The following is a 15,513-nucleotide window of genomic DNA, read 5'->3' as shown; positions in this document are numbered from 1 at the left end:
CGAGCGACGATGAAATGGGAAAACCTTAGGTTTTCCCTTGTAGAGCGGTTTGGCGATTTAACTAAAGCCAAACCAACCCCGCCAACGGCGGGATAAGTTCCGCCGAAGGCGGAACGCGATATAGGAGGTTGTAATGCGTAAAGTATTAGCAGTGTTAGTTTTGGCAGTTCTTTTTTGTACAAATGCTTTTAGTTCACAGGTTGATATGCTTGTAAATAAAATGGTTGATCTGAATTTATTAACACCAGGTGATGCTCAGCAGATAATTACAGAAACTAATCAGGATGAAAGATCTCTTATAGCGGCCGGAACATCGGAAACACTTCCTCAATGGATACAAAATATGTCCTTTAAGGGTGATTTCAGAACAAGAGTTCAAACCGATTGGGCAGTTAATACAGCGGCACGCACAAGGGCAAGGATAAGAGCAAGATTAGGCATTGATACCAGAGTTACCGATGGTGTTAAGGTAGGGTTTGGTTTGGCAACTGGGATAAATAAAACTTTAGGTACAGCTATAGGCAGCGATGTTAGTGATGGGGAGCCTCGTTCAACAAACTGGACACTTCAAAATACTTTCAGCAAAGCTCCGCTAATGCTTGATTATGGTTACATTGAATACGAACCAGTTGGTTATGCAAAAATGCAAATCGGTAAAATGAAGGGAAATCCAATTTGGAATACAAGCGATATTCTTTGGGATACAGATCTTAATTTAGATGGTGCCGCACTTTTCTTAACTCACACTCTAACACCAGAGCTATCTCTTTTCCTTACACCAGAGTTTATTACAATTGATGAATCATCAACTGATTCTTCAGATCCAAGCTTATTTGCCATTCAGCCCGGAGCTAATTGGAAAGTAAATGATATGTTAAATGTTAAGGCCGCAGTTGCTTATTATGCCTTTAATGTAAAAGATAAAATTCTTGATTTTAATGCAGGTACAAACACTGGAGCGACGACTGGTTTAAAAAATTCTTTTGAAGCACTTAACCCAAGTATTGAATTAACAATTTCTGATTTATTTGGATACTCTCTTGGCTTATTTAGTGATTATGTTGTAAATAACAGTTCTGGCGAACAAAATGTCGGTTATGCTGCAGGTGCTAAGTTTGGGTTTGCAAAGGTTGGTGATTTTGGTCAATGGCAGGTAAAGTATTTAAGAAGATGGCTTCAAACCGATGCTTTTGTTGATGCTTTTCCGGACTCCGATTCGTACAGCGGAAAAACAAATGCGCTTGGAGATGAAATCATTATTGAGATTGGATTAACAAAATCAACCAGTTTGACACTTGACTATTACGCGATGGATGCAATTAAAGGTAACTCTCAAACAACGCCAAAAAGCTTGTTACAGGCAGATATTGTTGTAAAGTTTTAAGTAGCTATTTGTGAAGTATTAAAAAACTATTACAAGGAGAAATCAGTGAAAAAAAGTTTAGTAGCGATTTTCTTAGCGACGGTTCTTGCGGTTAATTGTTTTGCGGTAAATAAAAAGATTGTAATGGATGGTTCTACCACCGTGCTTCCAATAGCACAAGCGGCGGCGGAAGTATTCATGGATGCCAACAAAGATATTGAGATAAGTGTGCGTGGTGGTGGGTCTGGCGTTGGGGCAACATCTCTTGTAGAGGGAACTTGTGACATTGCCAATATGTCGCGTTCCATGAAAGATTCAGAAATTCAAAAAGCAGCAGGTCGCGGAGTTATTGCAAAGGCAAATGTTGTTGCAATGGACGGTATAGCTGTAATTGTTAATCCTTCAAACACTGTTTCTGCACTTACAAAAAAGCAGGTAAAGGACATCTATACCGGTAAAATATCAAACTGGAAACAGATTGGTGGGCAAGATGCAAAGATAGTTGTTATTTCAAGAGACAGTGCAAGCGGAACTTATGAAGCATTTGGTTCACTTGCACTTGATGCTCAGAAAGTGCGCTCGGATGCTCTTACAATGGCATCTAACCAGCAGATAGCAGTTACAGTATCTAATACCCCTGGTGCAGTTGGCTATGTAGGACTTGGGTTTATATCTGAAAAGGTAAAAGCTTTGAGTATAGATGGAGTTATACCGTCAAAAAAGTCAGTGCTTACAAAAGAGTATGTATATTCAAGGCCATTGTTTATGTATACAAATGGCAGCCCAAAAGGTGATGTAAAAAAGTTGATAGATTTTATTAAAAGTCAAGAAGGTCAAAAGTTGGTTGATGAACAAGGTTTTGTTGCATTAAAATAACCTGCGCTTAAGGAACTTAGGGTAACAGCAGATATTCTGCTGTTACCCGAGGGTTTAAATATGATAAAAATAAAAGAACAAATATATAAAATACTTTTTAGCGCGCTTGCATTTTCGTCATTGCTTTTTTTGCTTGGAATAATTTTTGTGCTTTTCTGGCAAGGGTTGCCTGTGTTGAAAAGTGTGGATTTTATAAGTTTCATTACTGGCCAACTTTGGTACCCTACGCACGACCCTGCCGAGTTTGGCATTTTACCGTTAATACTTGCTTCTTTTTGGATTGCTATCGGAGCTATGTTTGTTTGCGTACCTCTGGGTATTGGTTCTGCTTTATTTATAAATGAAATCGCGACTTCTAATCAAAAATCAATTTTAAAACCGTTAATTGAGGTGCTTGCCGCTGTTCCTTCAATAGTTTTTGGTTTTTTTGGCATGGTAGTTGTTGCTCCTTTTATTCAAAAGCTATTAAATTTGCCAACAGGCCTTTGCGCGTTTAGCGCAAGCTTAATACTTGGTATTATGGCAATACCGACAATTTGCAGTATTACCGAAGATGCACTGAGCTATGTGCCTCGTTCTTTCAGAGAGGCATCATTTGCGCTTGGGGCAAACCGTTGGCAAACACTTACCCGTGTAGTGGTTCCCGCGGCCGGCTCTGGAATTTCAACTGCTTTAATGCTTGGAATGAGTAGAATAGTAGGCGAAACAATGACTGTTTTAATGGTTGCAGGTGGCGCGGCTGTTATACCTACTTCATTTTTTGAGCCAGTGCGGCCAATGACTTCAACAATTGCCGCAGAAATGGGTGAAGCGGTTCTAGGAAGTCCTCATTATCATGCACTTTTTGCCATAGGGCTTGTTTTATTTTTAATAACTTTTGTTATAAACATTGTTGCTGAAATAATTAGTAAAAAATACCGTATCAAGCTTGGGTTAAGCCGATGATAACTTTAAAAACTATAAATTCCATTAAGCAAAACATAGGTTTTATTTTTCTATATTTGTGTCTGATTACTACACTTTTTTTCTTGGTAACAATTGTTTACTTTATAGTTTCAAAGGGTATTGGTGTTATAAGCTTTGAGTTTTTAACAGCTGTTCCAAAAAAGTTTATGACTGCAGGTGGTGTTGCACCTGCAATAGTTGGAACTTTCTATTTAACACTTGGCGCAATTCTTTTTGCCTTACCACTTGGCCTTGCCTGTGCAATTTATTTGTGCGAGTACAGCCCAAGAGGTGCGTTTGTAAATTTAATTAGAATGAGCATAAATAACCTCGCTGGTGTTCCTTCTGTAGTTTTTGGACTTTTTGGTTTAGCAATATTCGTTAAGTTTTTTGGTTTTGGTATTTCAATACTCTCAGGCGCGCTTACACTTGGAATTTTAATTTTGCCTGGCATAATTTCTGTTGCGCAGGAAGCGTTAACTGCAGTTCCTCAATCGTTAAGAGAGGCATCACTTGCACTTGGCGCAACTCATTGGCAAACAATAAAAAAAGTGGTAATTCCAAGCGCGTGGCCAGGTATTTTAACAGGCGTAATATTAAGTATCGGCAGGGCTGCCGGTGAAACAGCACCAATTTTATTTACTGCCGCAACATTTTATACACGCAGATATCCTGATTCACCATTTTCTGAGGTAATGGCATTGCCATATCATATATACGCTCTAATGGCGGAAGGGTCTCACCCTGAAAAGCAAACTGCCATAGCTTACGGATGTTCTTTAATACTGTTGGTTTTAGTATTATTGGTTTCCGCTACAGCAATAATGATGCGGCAAAAACAAAAAAAGAGTTATGTGCATTAAAAATTAGAGGAAAAAATGAAACCTACAGAAAATAAAATAAGAATAAATGCTACTAACATCAACTTCTTCTATGGTGCCAAAAAAGCGTTGAACGACATTAATATATACATATTAAAAAATAATATAACCGCTTTTATTGGCCCGTCTGGTTGTGGAAAATCTACACTTATTCGCCTATTTAATAGAATGAATGATTTAGTCCAAATCGCGCGTTTTGAAGGTAAAATAACACTTGATGGTCAAGATATTTATGACAAAAGTTTTGATGTTGTAGATTTGCGGCGCATGGTTGGTATGGTTTTTCAAAAGCCAAACCCGTTTCCAAAAACTATATTTGAAAACTTAAGTTATGGCCTTGAAATAAAAGGGATAAAAGATAAATCCTTTATAGCGCACAAAGTAGAAGAGTCACTTCAAAAGTCCGCTCTTTGGAACGAGGTAAAAGATAGGCTTCATGATAGTGCATTAGGGCTTTCTGGAGGTCAGCAACAGCGCTTATGTATAGCGCGGTGTCTTGCGGTAGAGCCAGAGGTAATTTTATTTGACGAGCCGTGCGCAAGTTTGGACCCAATATCAACCAAAAAAATTGAAGAGTTGATGCTTGAATTAAAAAAAGAGTACACAATAATAATTGTAACCCACAATATGCAGCAGGCGGCAAGAATTTCAGACCAAACGGCATTTCTTTATATGGGGGAGTTAATAGAATTTGATAGAACAGAAAAAATATTTACCGTGCCACGCGATAAACGCACCGAAGATTACATTACTGGCAAATTTGGGTAATTAAAATAAAAATAAGCTTTAATTGGGGGAAGAAATGTATCAAGAAAAAATTACAGAATTGAAAAAACAAATTACAGAGTTTGCTGGTTTTGTTGAGGAAATGATAGAAAAAAGCATTAATGGTTTGCTTACACGCAATGAGTCGTTGTTAAAAGAAGTAATTGATGTATTAGAGCCAAAAGCAAATTTTTTTGAACTTGCGATTGATGAGGCCTGCACGACTGTAATAGCCCAGTACGAACCAAAAGCTATCGATTTGCGCATAGTTTTAATGGTTATGAAAATGAACACTGACTTAGAAAGAATGGGTGACCATGCTGTAAATATTTCTGAGAGCGCCCAGTTCCTTGTAGGCCGTCCTTCCGTAAAACCACTAATTGATACTCCAAGAATGGCAAAAATTGTAACAGGAATGGTACACGACAGTATTAAAGCTTTTGTAAATAATGATGTCTCTCTTGCCAGATCAGTTTGTTTATCCGACACAGAGGTTGATGAGCTTAAAGACCAAAGCACCCGTGAACTTATAACAATTATGGTTTCTGATGCTTCAACTATAGAACGAGCATTGCACATTATGCGCATATTTGCCAACCTTGAAAGAATAGCCGACTTATCTACAAATATTTGCGAAGAAGTACTATTTATTGTTTCCGGAACAGTTATTAAGCACCACACAAATGAAAAGAAATAATTGAGCCTCATAGTAAAACTTTAATAATTACTCGGTTTTTTGTAATATAAGCGGCAAATGAATAAAGAATTGCTAAATATTACAATAAAAACAATAATTGCGGCACTTAAAGAAGATGCCGCTTTCTCAGACATAACAACCCTCTCGGTTGTTCCTGCCAGAAAAATAGTTGGCGCCTCGTTGCTTGCAAAAACTGCATGCGTAGTTTGCGGTTGCGATGTTTTTGCTCAGACAATTCTTGAGTTAGACCCGAAAGCAAAATTTCAATTTCTAATACCAGATGGTAAATTGGCAAAAGCCGGAGAGGTTATATTAAAGTTAACAGCTTCTGTCCGTTCAATATTATCCGCAGAAAGAACAGCCCTCAACTTCATACAGCACTTATCAGGTGTTGCAACACTTACTGCAAGCTATGTCAATGCCATAAAGGGTAGTGGAACAATAATTCTAGACACCAGAAAAACTATTCCGGGACTGCGTTTGCTTGAAAAGTATGCTGTCCGCTGTGGTGGTGCTCAAAACCACCGTATGGATCTTGCTCAAATGGCAATGCTTAAAGACAATCACATTGAGCTTTCTGGAAATACAAACGGTGCGGGAGAAGGTATTAGCACGGCTATTGCAAAAATAAGAAAACGCAAACCAAAAATACAAATAGAAGTGGAGTGCGAAACCCACTTGCAAGTATTAGCAGCCATCAAATCTAAAGCTGATGTGATTATGCTTGATAATATGAATATAAAAATGCTTAAAACAGCCATAAAAACTATAAAAGTGTTAGGAAAAACCAATAGGCCTAAAATAGAAATTTCAGGCGGGGTTTCATTAAAAACAGTACGCAACCTTGCCGCACTTGGTCCAGATTTCATATCAGTAGGGGCACTTACCCACTCAGCCGCCGCGGCAGATATCTCGTTAGAAATAGAATGCAAAAAATGAATGTATTAGAACTCCTGTCTGAAAACAACTATATTTCGGGCCAAACCCTTGCAAAAAAACTAAAAGTATCTCGTGCCGCAATAAACAAGCAAATAAATAAGCTTAGGCGCAGTGGTTATTGTATAGATGGTGTAAAAAATCTTGGTTATAAAATATTAAGTGTTTCATCAGATGAGTTTAGTGCACAAAGTACACTGCTATCGCTTAGCCAATGTTCATTGATTAAAAAAACAATTTTCTTAAATAAAACCAACAGCACTCAAATACAGGCAAAGAAAAATGCGGATGTATATTCTGACGGTACATTGATAATTGGTTGTGAACAAAATAGTGCTTATGGCAGAATGGCAAGAAAGTGGCACGCATCGTCGGGTGGGTTATGGTTTAGTTTACTTTTGAAGCCTAAAATGTTGTTACAAAATGTCGCGCAGATATCGCTGGTGGCATCTCTTAGTGTTGCGCAAGCATTGATAAATCTTGGTTTTAGCGCACAAATTAAATGGCCAAATGATATATTTATTTCGGGTAAAAAAGTTTGTGGCATACTTGTAGAAACGGCTGCTGAAGCCGATATGGTTCGTTGGGTTGCACTTGGTATTGGTTTAAATATAAACAATCTTTTACCGTTTGAGCTATTAAATACATCCACAACACTTTCTTTAGAAAAAGGTGCCACGGTTTCGCGAATAGAAGTTTTGCGAGAAGTTTTACTTGAGTTTGAGAAAGCATACTCACAATTTTTAAAAGATGGTTTTGTTGGTATGAAAGAGAATTACAATGCGCTCTCATATCTAATAAATAAAAATGTAAAAGTTGCATCTTTAGATAGCGAGTATTTTGGCAAAGCTGTAGGCATAGATTCTTACGGTCGGCTTTTAGTCAAACAAAATGGAACAGTTTCAAAATTTCTCTCTGGAGATGTAAGTGTCAGAATTAAATAATGTTATTGATGCAATAAAAAATAGACGAAGTGTTAGAAGTTTTAGCAATGAACCTATAAGCAATAGCGATATTTTAACTATTTTAGAGTCCGCAACTTGGGCGCCATCGGGTGGGAATAATCAAAATTGGGGTTTTATTGCAGTCACTAATAATGAAGTAAAAAATAAAATGTTTTCAGTTGTAAAAGATAAGTTGGTATCTGTTGTAAGTAATATAAATTCTGCATCCGCACTTAAATCATTTAACGACTATGCAAATTACTTTGGGTTTTTCGCGAGTGCACCGGTTGTTGTTGCTGTTATAAAAAAACCTTACGATTCTTTAATTCAAAGAATGTTTAAAAGGTATGGTGTTGAAGAAGAGTATATATCTACTGCGGGTGAGCAAGGTGTTAGTGCAGCAATAGAAAATATGTTGCTTTGTGCTCACAGTATGGGTTATGGCAGTTGCTGGATGAGCGGTCCGCTAATTGCAAAAAAAGAGTTGGAAGGCATGCTTGAAATTTCTTCGCCTGATGAGCTTTTTGCGCTGGTTCCAATTGGTCGTGCTAAAGATATTGTAAAACCAACAAAACGCAAACCTATAAATGAAGTTGTAAGAATTATTTAGGTAAAATTATGGACAAAAATCTTATTATACAAAGCCAAAATTTATTAAACTCAACTGTGAAGGCACTTGAAAAAAACAACTTTACAGTGTTTATTTTTGAAAATGCCGCAGCTGCAACAGCAAAAATATTAGAATTAGTTCACCCGACTGAAAGCGTAGGCAGTGGTGGTTCTATGACGCTGGGTGAAATGGGTATTTTGCAAACATTAAAAGAACGAGGAAATAATATAATTGTAAGCACTCATGAAATGTCTTTTGAAGAAATGATTGAAACAAGGCGCAAAGCCCTGCTTGCCAATGTGTTTATAGGCAGCCCAAATGCTGTAACAACAGATGGTAAACTTGTATTTGTAGATAAAATTGGCAATAGGGTTGGTGGTATGACATTCGGGCCACAAAAAGTTATTGCGGTTGCAGGCATAAATAAAATTGTTCAAAACGAAGAGGCCGCATTTGAACGTGTACGCCTTGTTGCAGGCCCAGCAAATGCGGTGCGCTTAAAGCTTAAAACACCATGCGCGCAAAGCGGCATTTGCTCAGATTGCAACAGTAGTGATAGAATATGCAACATAAAAGTTGTGCTTTCAAAAAAGCCAGCTTACACACAGTATTTCGTGTTGCTTGTAGCTCAGGAACTTGGTTACTAGTTAGGGGGGCACTGAAAAACTCCTGCCCATTTTCAGTGAAAAATAAATTTATGGAAAAACAAAAAATACCAACAAGGGTTGTTCCTCGTCTTTCGCGTTACTACAGAATTCTAAGGGAGTTTGACGATAAACCTTGGGTTTCGTCAAGAGAGCTTTCGGCTGAAACTGGTTTTACTGATACACAAATAAGAAGGGATTTTACATACTTCGGGCATTTTGGTAACCGTGGCAAAGGATATAATGTAGAAGAGCTAAAAAAATCTCTAAAAAAAATATTAGGGTTGGATAAAAGTTGGAATGTAATGCTTGTTGGTGCTGGCAACCTTGGCAAAGCGCTTTTGGGGTATAAAGGTTTTCTGGAACAGGGTTTTAAAATAGTTGCGGCATTTGATGAAGATTCATCAAAAATTGAAAAAAACATATCTGGTATAATTGTTTACCCAATGAGTAAGCTTGCCGACATTGTAAAAGAAAAGCAAATAAAAATGGCTATACTTACTGTGCCTGAGAGCGTCTGCCAAGAAGTCGCAGAACAGGTTGTTGCATCAGGGGTAAAAGCCATATTTAACTTTGCCCCAAAGCAGTTAAAGCTACCTTCTGATGTAAAAGTGCGCCATATAGATATGACAGTTGAAATAGAGCGTCTTTCTTTTATGGTTTCAAGGCAGTAGTAAGTAATTAGTTTCTGCATTGCTCTTATGTTCATTAAATTATATTTGTTCAGCTTATTTGATAGTTCAGCAGCAAGTAGTAGCCAAAATCAGGCTTGAATTTCATCAATTAATTTTGTAACATCAACCAGAATTTACACAGTTTTTTGTAGATTTAGTTTATTTGTAAAAATAAACACACCTCGGGTTTTCTCCAGGGTCCCATCATATTGGTGGGCTGGGGTAAGTGCAACGGGGTGGAAGTCCCTCGCAATTTGCGGGGGTCCGGCTAAGGCCGGAAAAAACCAAAAGGAGGACATATTAATGTCCAATATCACAATGAAGGCCCTGCTTGAGGCAGGCGTACACTTTGGTCATCAGACCAGAAGATGGAACCCGAAAATGGCGAAGTACATTTTCGGCACAAGAAACAAAATCCACATCATTGACCTGCAGAAAACCGTAAAAGAACTCAAAAAAGCCTACAAATATGTCCGCGATGCCGTCTCTGAAAAAAAAGAAATTCTATTTGTTGGTACAAAAAAACAAGCGCAAATTCCATTAAAAGAAGAGGCTGTTCGTTGCGGTGCTTTTTTTGTTTGTGACAGATGGCTTGGCGGTACACTAACAAACTTTGAAACCCTAAAAAAATCTATTGGCCGTTTAAACCAGCTTGACAGAATGAAGGCCGACGGTATTTTTGCCGTGCTTTCAAAAAAAGAACTCTCAAAACTTGAAAAAGAACGCGCCAAACTTCATAAATCTCTTGAAGGTATAAAAGATATGAAGTCGTTGCCGGGCTTGGTTTTTATAATTGACCCTGTTGAAGAACATACCGCAATAGCTGAAGCGAGAAAACTTGGCATTCCAATTGTTGCTGTTTGCGATACAAACTGCAACCCTGATGATATTGATCACCCAGTTCCAGGTAATGACGATGCAATAAGGGCAGTAAAACTGTTCTGTTCAATAGTAGCAGATGCTGTATTAGAAGGTAAGGATATGGTAGCTAAAACAACAGATGAAGTAGCAGATGAGTCAAAAGAAACAAATGTTGTAACCGCGGATGCTAATATTAATAAAACAATTGAAAGCGAGGTAGGAAAATGAGTTCAATGGAACAAATATCAAAACTACGGTCTATGACCGGTGCTGGTGTTGTTGATTGTAAAGTGGCACTAAAAGAAAGCGGCGACGATATAGAAAAAGCGGTGCAGTGGCTGCGTGAAAAGGGCATTGCATCTGCCGTAAAAAAAGCAGAAAGAAAGGCAAACCAGGGACTTGTATACTCATATATACACTCCGGCGGTAAGCTTGGCGTGCTTGTGGAAGTGAATTGTGAAACTGACTTTGTTGCAAAAACAGAAGATTTTCAAAATTTCGTAAAAGAAGTAGCAATGCAAATTGCGGCTGCAAGCCCTCAGTATGTTAGAAGGGAAGAGGTTCCATCAGAAATAGTTGAAAAAGAAAAAAAGATATATACAGTTCAATTAAAAGAAGAGGGCAAACCTGCGAATATTATAGAAAAGATACTGATTGGTAAGTTAGAGAAGTTTTACTCGGAAGTTTGTTTAATGGATCAAATTTATATTAGAGATGCCGCTGGTAAAGAAAAAGTTAAAGATATGTTAAACGCACTTATTGGCAAGATTGGTGAAAATATGGTAATTCGTCGTTTTGCTCGTTTTAAAGTTGGCGAAGAATAACAATTCTTTTAAGTTAAATGGTGAAATTATGAAAACACTAAAAAGGGTTTTACTTAAACTCTCAGGCGAGGCGCTTGCTGGCGACGGTGTGTTTGGCATAACAACAAACGGTCTTAAAAAAAGTGTTCAAGAAATTTTGCCTGCTGTAAAAAAGGGTGTTGAAGTTGCTATAGTGCTTGGCGGTGGAAACATTTGGCGTGGCGCGGGAAAAGAAATGAACCGTGTAGCCGCTGATTACATTGGAATGCTTGCAACAGTTATGAATGCTATTGCTATGCGTGAAGCACTTGCAAGTGCAGGTGTTAAAGCTGTGGTTCTTTCGGCAATTGATGCAACACAAATTGTTGAGCGATATAGTCCGAAAAAAGCAATTGAATATCTTAAAGACGGTTATGTGGTTTTGCTTGCCGGTGGAACCGGGAACCCATATTTTACAACCGATACAACCGCGGCTTTGCGTGCAGTTGAACTAAAAGCCGATTGCGTGCTAAAGGCAACTCAAGTGAATGGTGTGTATTCGGCGGATCCAAAAACAACGCCAAACGCGAAAATGTTTTCAACGCTTTCTTTTGCCGATGCAATTGAAAAAAACCTTAAGGTTATGGATATCTCGGCTTTTGCGCTTTGCCGTGACAACAAAATGCCAATATATGTTTTTAATTTCCATAAAAAGGGCAACCTTTTAAAAGTTTTATCTGGTGCTAATATTGGGACTAAGGTTCAACCCTGATTTTGTAATAGGATTTGGAATTCGTCAAAAGATATGGGACATTTTTTTCCGCAAAAGCCTTGCAAATGGAATAACCATTCGCTACAATTTTTGCGTCAAAAATGCCTCCATCTCTTTCGCCTCGGTTCTTAAACCTATTGCGAAATCTGGGTTCAATAGTTTCGGAGGAAAAAATGTTTTTGCAAGAATTACTTAAAAATGGTGAAGAATCAATGAAAAAAACGCTTGAAAAATTAAAAGCGGAGTTTTCTCTATTGCGCACAGGCAGAGCAAGCACAGGATTAATAGATAATATTCGGGTTGAAAGTTATGGCTCGCTGTTGCCGATAAACCAACTTGCAGGCACAAGCGTGCCAGACGCAAGAACAATTGAAATTAGGCCGTGGGATATATCGCAGTTGCAAGCAATTGAAAAAGCAATTCAAAAATCTGACATAGGCCTTACCCCATTAAACGATGGTAAGGTTATTCGTTTATCATTACCGTCTTTAACAGAAGATAGAAGAAAAGAAATGATAAAACTTGCCAGCAAAATTGCTGAAGAGCATAAAGTGTCGCTAAGAAATGAAAGACGCGAGTTAATTGACGAAATAAAAAAAGCAGAAAAAGATAAAAAACTTACTGAAGACGAACGCAAAAAAGCAGAAGTTCAGCTTCAACACTTAACCGACTTTCATGTTGGTAAAATCGATGAAATGTTATCGGTAAAAGAAAAAGATATTATAGAAATATAAGCGTGCTTATTTCAATTTACCGATAAGTGTGTTTTAATAACCCGCGGTTGCGGAAAAATTACGGAGGCAGTTATGGCGTTTACAATTGACAAAGAGCAGTGTGTAGGTTGTGGGGTTTGTGCATCAACTTGTCGTTTTGAAGCTATCTCTGAAGATGATGGTAAATATATTATAGCCGCAGCCAAATGCACCGATTGTGGTGAGTGTGCCAGTGCTTGCCCAGTTAGCTGCATTAGTGGTAGTGCGAAGTAAGATTTATTTTGATAAGTGCAACTAATAAAATACCTTTAGATTGTTTGCCTGCGCACATTGCCATAATAATGGATGGCAATGGTCGTTGGGCTGCGGCTAAGGGTATTGCCCGTATTTTTGGGCATAAAAAGGGTGCACAGCGCGTACGCGAGATAACAGAGTATTGTTCTCAAATAGGCATTAAAGCTCTTACCCTTTACGCTTTTTCAACAGAAAACTGGTCTAGGCCCAAAACAGAGATATCGGGACTGATGACTATTTTAAAAGCATACCTAAAAAATGAGCTTAAAACTTTTAATGCAAACAACATCCGCTTCAATGTAATTGGCAACATTGCCCGCTTATCACAAGATGTACAAGATGTCATTAATAAAACTATTGATTGCACTTCTAAAAATTCAGGTCTTATTTTAATTTTGGCATTAAATTATGGTGGTAGGGATGAGCTTGTAAGAGCTTATAATAGTTTATTTTCAAAAGGTGTAAAAAAAGTAGACGAAGAACAACTGTCTGCGGCACTTGATACTGCCAAAATAGCTGACCCTGACCTTGTAATTAGAACTTCCGGTGAGATGAGGGTTTCAAACTTTTTGCTTTGGCAATGCGCATATTCAGAATTTTATTTTACTAAAACTCTCTGGCCAGATTTTACTCACCATGCGCTTGAGCAAGCCATTAGTGATTATCAAAAACGCCATCGTAAATATGGTGGAATTTAAGGGTTTAAATTAAATGCTTCTTCCTAGGCTTATCACTGCTTTAATTGGTATACCATTAGTTCTTATATGTATAAAATTTGGCGGTATTGCCTTTTTATTATTAATGCTTTTTGTTGTTGTTTTTGCGTTAACTGAGTACTTTCTTTTGGTAAAACAGGCAGGTTATGCCTCACAGCCGATTATTGGTACAATAACAGGAATTGTACTGTTTCTTTCAATTTATGTTAATGGTACCCAAAACGGTATGTTGTCTCATAATTTGGGTACGCCGGCTATTTTAAGTTTTATTCTTCTTCCGGTGTTCCTATATGAAATTATTGCCGGCAGAATTAATAGGTCTATTGAAAGCGTTGGCATAACATTTCTTGGTGCATTTTTCATTCCTTGGGCGTTGGGACACCTTATTTTAATAAGAGATTTTATGCCGGACGGCGCGATAATTGTTTATTTTTTATTTGCGGTTATTTGGGTGTTAGATACGGGCGCGTATTTTTTTGGGCGAAAGTTTGGTAAACACAAACTCGCACCTTTAGTTAGCCCTAAAAAAACAATAGAAGGTTTAATAGGTGGTGTTGTTACCGGAGCGCTTGCAAGCTGGGGTTTTGTTTCAATTGTTCACTTTGCTATTAATAAAACTTTATTTTCTACAACTGAAGCAATTATTATTGGTGTGGTAGTCGCGTTAATATCGCAGTTTTCAGACCTTAGTGAATCATTGCTTAAAAGAAATGCCAATGTTAAAGATTCGGCCGAGTTATTGCCAGGACACGGCGGAATGCTCGACAGGTTTGATTCCTTCCTTTTTACTGCTCCATTTTTCTACTATTACCTAACAATCATCAAGGGTTTTTAAAACATGAAAAAAATAGTTATTCTTGGCTCAAGCGGTTCAATAGGAACGCAGGCGCTTGATGTTATACGAAAATTGGGCAAAAAAGTGGCTGTGAGTGGTTTAAGCGCTCACTCTAATGTTGAGCTGTTTAAGAAACAATTGCTTGAGTTTAAGCCAGCAGTTGCAAGTATTTGGCATGAAAACTCTGCAATTCTTTTGCGTAAGTGGTGTAAAGAAAATAAAATACGCACAAAAATTTATTTTGGGCAAGAGGGCTTACTTAAGCTTGCCTCGTTTCAAAGTGCCAACACAGTGCTTTGTGCTCTTGTTGGTGCCGCAGGACTTATACCATTAATTGAGGCGGTTAAGGCCGGCAAAACTGTCGCGCTTGCAAACAAAGAGGCACTTGTTATAGCCGGCGATATAGTTTACGCAGAAGCAAAAAAAAGTGGCGCTAAAATAATTCCTGTTGATAGCGAACACTCTGCCATATTTCAGTGTTTAAAAGGCGATGCGCATAACGCAAAAAGAATAATTTTAACCGCATCAGGCGGGCCTTTTTACAAAAATAAAAATCATACAAATGCAAGTGTTGAGCAGGCGTTGATACACCCAACTTGGCTAATGGGTAAAAAAATAACCATTGATTCTGCCACTCTTATGAATAAAGGACTTGAAGCTATTGAGGCACATTTTCTATTTAATATGCCGTTTGAAAAAATTGAAATAGTCATTCACCCTCAGTCGGTAGTGCATTCTTTGGTAGAGTTTGTTGATGGCTCAACCTTGGCGCAAATGTCAGAGCCAGATATGCGCATAGCAATACAGTATGCCATTACATATCCAGAAAGGTTTAAGTCGTGTGCTAAACCATTGGATTTATCAAGGCCACGCACTTTGGAGTTTTTTCCGCCGGATTTTAGGCGTTTTCCGTGCCTTGAGCTTGCACTAAATGCTGGTCGTATGGGTGGGTTGATGCCGGTAGTGTTAAATGCGGCAAATGAGGTGGCTGTTGAACTTTTCTTAGATAATAAAATTAAATTTACAGATATTGCGCAAATTGTTGCAAAAGCACTCAAGGGTTTTAAAAATAAAAAAAATCCAGCGCTAAATGATATTATTTTTACAGATGCTGTTGTGCGCAATGCTGTGTTAAATAGTTATAAGTAAATTAAAGTTAAGTACTAGCAATAAAACAGTTTTTAAAAACAAATAAAATTGGAGAG

Annotated in this window: 19 protein-coding genes; all 19 read left to right on the top strand. The window is 37.9% G+C overall.

The window, feature by feature from the left end; genetic code table 11:
* Nucleotides 1-133: 133 nt before the first annotated feature.
* The 19 genes from M0Q46_00455 (at nt 134) to M0Q46_00365 (ending at nt 15,457) form a co-directional block, all read left to right on the top strand.
* On the top strand, nt 134-1,384 hold the full coding sequence (locus M0Q46_00455) for a putative porin (protein ID MCK9582090.1): 1,251 nt from the start codon (nt 134-136) through the stop codon (nt 1,382-1,384).
* A gap of 45 nt (nt 1,385-1,429) precedes the next feature.
* Nucleotides 1,430-2,239, top strand: coding sequence for a phosphate ABC transporter substrate-binding protein (locus tag M0Q46_00450; GenBank protein ID MCK9582089.1), 810 nt, complete (start codon nt 1,430-1,432; stop codon nt 2,237-2,239).
* A gap of 60 nt (nt 2,240-2,299) precedes the next feature.
* Nucleotides 2,300-3,184 (top strand): phosphate ABC transporter permease subunit PstC, encoded by an 885-nt coding sequence (pstC, locus tag M0Q46_00445; GenBank protein MCK9582088.1) that lies wholly within the window; start codon nt 2,300-2,302, stop codon nt 3,182-3,184.
* Nucleotides 3,181-4,047, top strand: coding sequence for a phosphate ABC transporter permease PstA (gene pstA, locus M0Q46_00440; protein ID MCK9582087.1), 867 nt, complete (start codon nt 3,181-3,183; stop codon nt 4,045-4,047). Before pstC ends, pstA begins: the two co-directional genes overlap by 4 nt.
* 15 nt (nt 4,048-4,062) lie before the next feature.
* Nucleotides 4,063-4,833 (top strand): phosphate ABC transporter ATP-binding protein PstB, encoded by a 771-nt coding sequence (gene pstB, locus M0Q46_00435; GenBank protein ID MCK9582086.1) that lies wholly within the window; start codon nt 4,063-4,065, stop codon nt 4,831-4,833.
* A gap of 34 nt (nt 4,834-4,867) precedes the next feature.
* On the top strand, nt 4,868-5,527 hold the full coding sequence (gene phoU, locus M0Q46_00430) for a phosphate signaling complex protein PhoU (GenBank protein MCK9582085.1): 660 nt from the start codon (nt 4,868-4,870) through the stop codon (nt 5,525-5,527).
* 57 nt (nt 5,528-5,584) lie between these two features.
* Nucleotides 5,585-6,466 (top strand): carboxylating nicotinate-nucleotide diphosphorylase, encoded by an 882-nt coding sequence (nadC, locus tag M0Q46_00425; protein MCK9582084.1) that lies wholly within the window; start codon nt 5,585-5,587, stop codon nt 6,464-6,466.
* Nucleotides 6,454-7,407, top strand: coding sequence for a biotin--[acetyl-CoA-carboxylase] ligase (locus M0Q46_00420; GenBank protein MCK9582083.1), 954 nt, complete (start codon nt 6,454-6,456; stop codon nt 7,405-7,407). Before nadC ends, M0Q46_00420 begins: the two co-directional genes overlap by 13 nt.
* A complete protein-coding gene (locus M0Q46_00415; protein MCK9582082.1) occupies nt 7,391-8,017 on the top strand; it encodes a nitroreductase family protein in 627 nt (208 codons plus the stop codon). Before M0Q46_00420 ends, M0Q46_00415 begins: the two co-directional genes overlap by 17 nt.
* An 8-nt stretch (nt 8,018-8,025) precedes the next feature.
* The gene (locus M0Q46_00410; GenBank protein MCK9582081.1) at nt 8,026-8,664 is read left to right on the top strand and encodes a lactate utilization protein; all 639 of its coding nucleotides are present in this window, start codon (nt 8,026-8,028) and stop codon (nt 8,662-8,664) included.
* A gap of 35 nt (nt 8,665-8,699) precedes the next feature.
* Nucleotides 8,700-9,335 (top strand): redox-sensing transcriptional repressor Rex, encoded by a 636-nt coding sequence (locus M0Q46_00405; GenBank protein ID MCK9582080.1) that lies wholly within the window; start codon nt 8,700-8,702, stop codon nt 9,333-9,335.
* 303 nt (nt 9,336-9,638) lie between these two features.
* The gene (gene rpsB, locus M0Q46_00400) at nt 9,639-10,424 is read left to right on the top strand and encodes a 30S ribosomal protein S2 (protein MCK9582079.1); all 786 of its coding nucleotides are present in this window, start codon (nt 9,639-9,641) and stop codon (nt 10,422-10,424) included.
* Nucleotides 10,421-11,020 (top strand): translation elongation factor Ts, encoded by a 600-nt coding sequence (gene tsf / locus M0Q46_00395; GenBank protein MCK9582078.1) that lies wholly within the window; start codon nt 10,421-10,423, stop codon nt 11,018-11,020. Before rpsB ends, tsf begins: the two co-directional genes overlap by 4 nt.
* A 28-nt stretch (nt 11,021-11,048) precedes the next feature.
* Nucleotides 11,049-11,750, top strand: a complete 702-nt coding sequence (gene pyrH / locus M0Q46_00390; protein MCK9582077.1) for a UMP kinase — start codon at nt 11,049-11,051, stop codon at nt 11,748-11,750.
* A gap of 173 nt (nt 11,751-11,923) precedes the next feature.
* Nucleotides 11,924-12,484, top strand: coding sequence for a ribosome recycling factor (frr, locus tag M0Q46_00385; protein ID MCK9582076.1), 561 nt, complete (start codon nt 11,924-11,926; stop codon nt 12,482-12,484).
* 72 nt (nt 12,485-12,556) lie between these two features.
* The gene (locus tag M0Q46_00380) at nt 12,557-12,736 is read left to right on the top strand and encodes a 4Fe-4S binding protein (protein MCK9582075.1); all 180 of its coding nucleotides are present in this window, start codon (nt 12,557-12,559) and stop codon (nt 12,734-12,736) included.
* A gap of 8 nt (nt 12,737-12,744) precedes the next feature.
* Nucleotides 12,745-13,455 carry an isoprenyl transferase gene (locus M0Q46_00375; GenBank protein ID MCK9582074.1) on the top strand — a complete coding sequence of 237 codons (711 nt, stop codon included), beginning with the start codon at nt 12,745-12,747 and terminating at the stop codon, nt 13,453-13,455.
* A gap of 13 nt (nt 13,456-13,468) precedes the next feature.
* Complete coding sequence (locus tag M0Q46_00370; protein MCK9582073.1) at nt 13,469-14,308, top strand: phosphatidate cytidylyltransferase; 840 nt, start codon at nt 13,469-13,471, stop codon at nt 14,306-14,308.
* Between the two features lie 3 nt (nt 14,309-14,311).
* On the top strand, nt 14,312-15,457 hold the full coding sequence (locus M0Q46_00365; protein MCK9582072.1) for a 1-deoxy-D-xylulose-5-phosphate reductoisomerase: 1,146 nt from the start codon (nt 14,312-14,314) through the stop codon (nt 15,455-15,457).
* Nucleotides 15,458-15,513 lie beyond the last annotated feature (56 nt).

Source organism: Endomicrobiales bacterium (assembly GCA_023228045.1).
Lineage (GTDB): Bacteria > Elusimicrobiota > Endomicrobiia > Endomicrobiales > JALOBY01 > JALOBY01.
Note: the sequence above shows the minus strand (reverse complement) of the source record. Positions and strands in the feature narration are given on the sequence as shown.

Excerpts from the sequence above, each read along its gene's own strand:
- M0Q46_00455 (MCK9582090.1), top strand. The coding sequence starts at position 134 with ATGCGTAAAGTATTAGCAGTGTTAGTTTTGGCAGTTCTTTTTTGTACA.
- pstC (MCK9582088.1), top strand. The coding sequence starts at position 2,300 with ATGATAAAAATAAAAGAACAAATATATAAAATACTTTTTAGCGCGCTT.
- pstA (MCK9582087.1), top strand. The coding sequence starts at position 3,181 with ATGATAACTTTAAAAACTATAAATTCCATTAAGCAAAACATAGGTTTT.
- pstB (MCK9582086.1), top strand. The coding sequence starts at position 4,063 with ATGAAACCTACAGAAAATAAAATAAGAATAAATGCTACTAACATCAAC.
- phoU (MCK9582085.1), top strand. The coding sequence starts at position 4,868 with ATGTATCAAGAAAAAATTACAGAATTGAAAAAACAAATTACAGAGTTT.
- nadC (MCK9582084.1), top strand. The coding sequence starts at position 5,585 with ATGAATAAAGAATTGCTAAATATTACAATAAAAACAATAATTGCGGCA.
- M0Q46_00420 (MCK9582083.1), top strand. The coding sequence starts at position 6,454 with ATGCAAAAAATGAATGTATTAGAACTCCTGTCTGAAAACAACTATATT.
- M0Q46_00410 (MCK9582081.1), top strand. The coding sequence starts at position 8,026 with ATGGACAAAAATCTTATTATACAAAGCCAAAATTTATTAAACTCAACT.
- rpsB (MCK9582079.1), top strand. The coding sequence starts at position 9,639 with ATGTCCAATATCACAATGAAGGCCCTGCTTGAGGCAGGCGTACACTTT.
- tsf (MCK9582078.1), top strand. The coding sequence starts at position 10,421 with ATGAGTTCAATGGAACAAATATCAAAACTACGGTCTATGACCGGTGCT.
- pyrH (MCK9582077.1), top strand. The coding sequence starts at position 11,049 with ATGAAAACACTAAAAAGGGTTTTACTTAAACTCTCAGGCGAGGCGCTT.
- frr (MCK9582076.1), top strand. The coding sequence starts at position 11,924 with ATGTTTTTGCAAGAATTACTTAAAAATGGTGAAGAATCAATGAAAAAA.
- M0Q46_00380 (MCK9582075.1), top strand. The coding sequence starts at position 12,557 with ATGGCGTTTACAATTGACAAAGAGCAGTGTGTAGGTTGTGGGGTTTGT.
- M0Q46_00370 (MCK9582073.1), top strand. The coding sequence starts at position 13,469 with ATGCTTCTTCCTAGGCTTATCACTGCTTTAATTGGTATACCATTAGTT.
- M0Q46_00365 (MCK9582072.1), top strand. The coding sequence starts at position 14,312 with ATGAAAAAAATAGTTATTCTTGGCTCAAGCGGTTCAATAGGAACGCAG.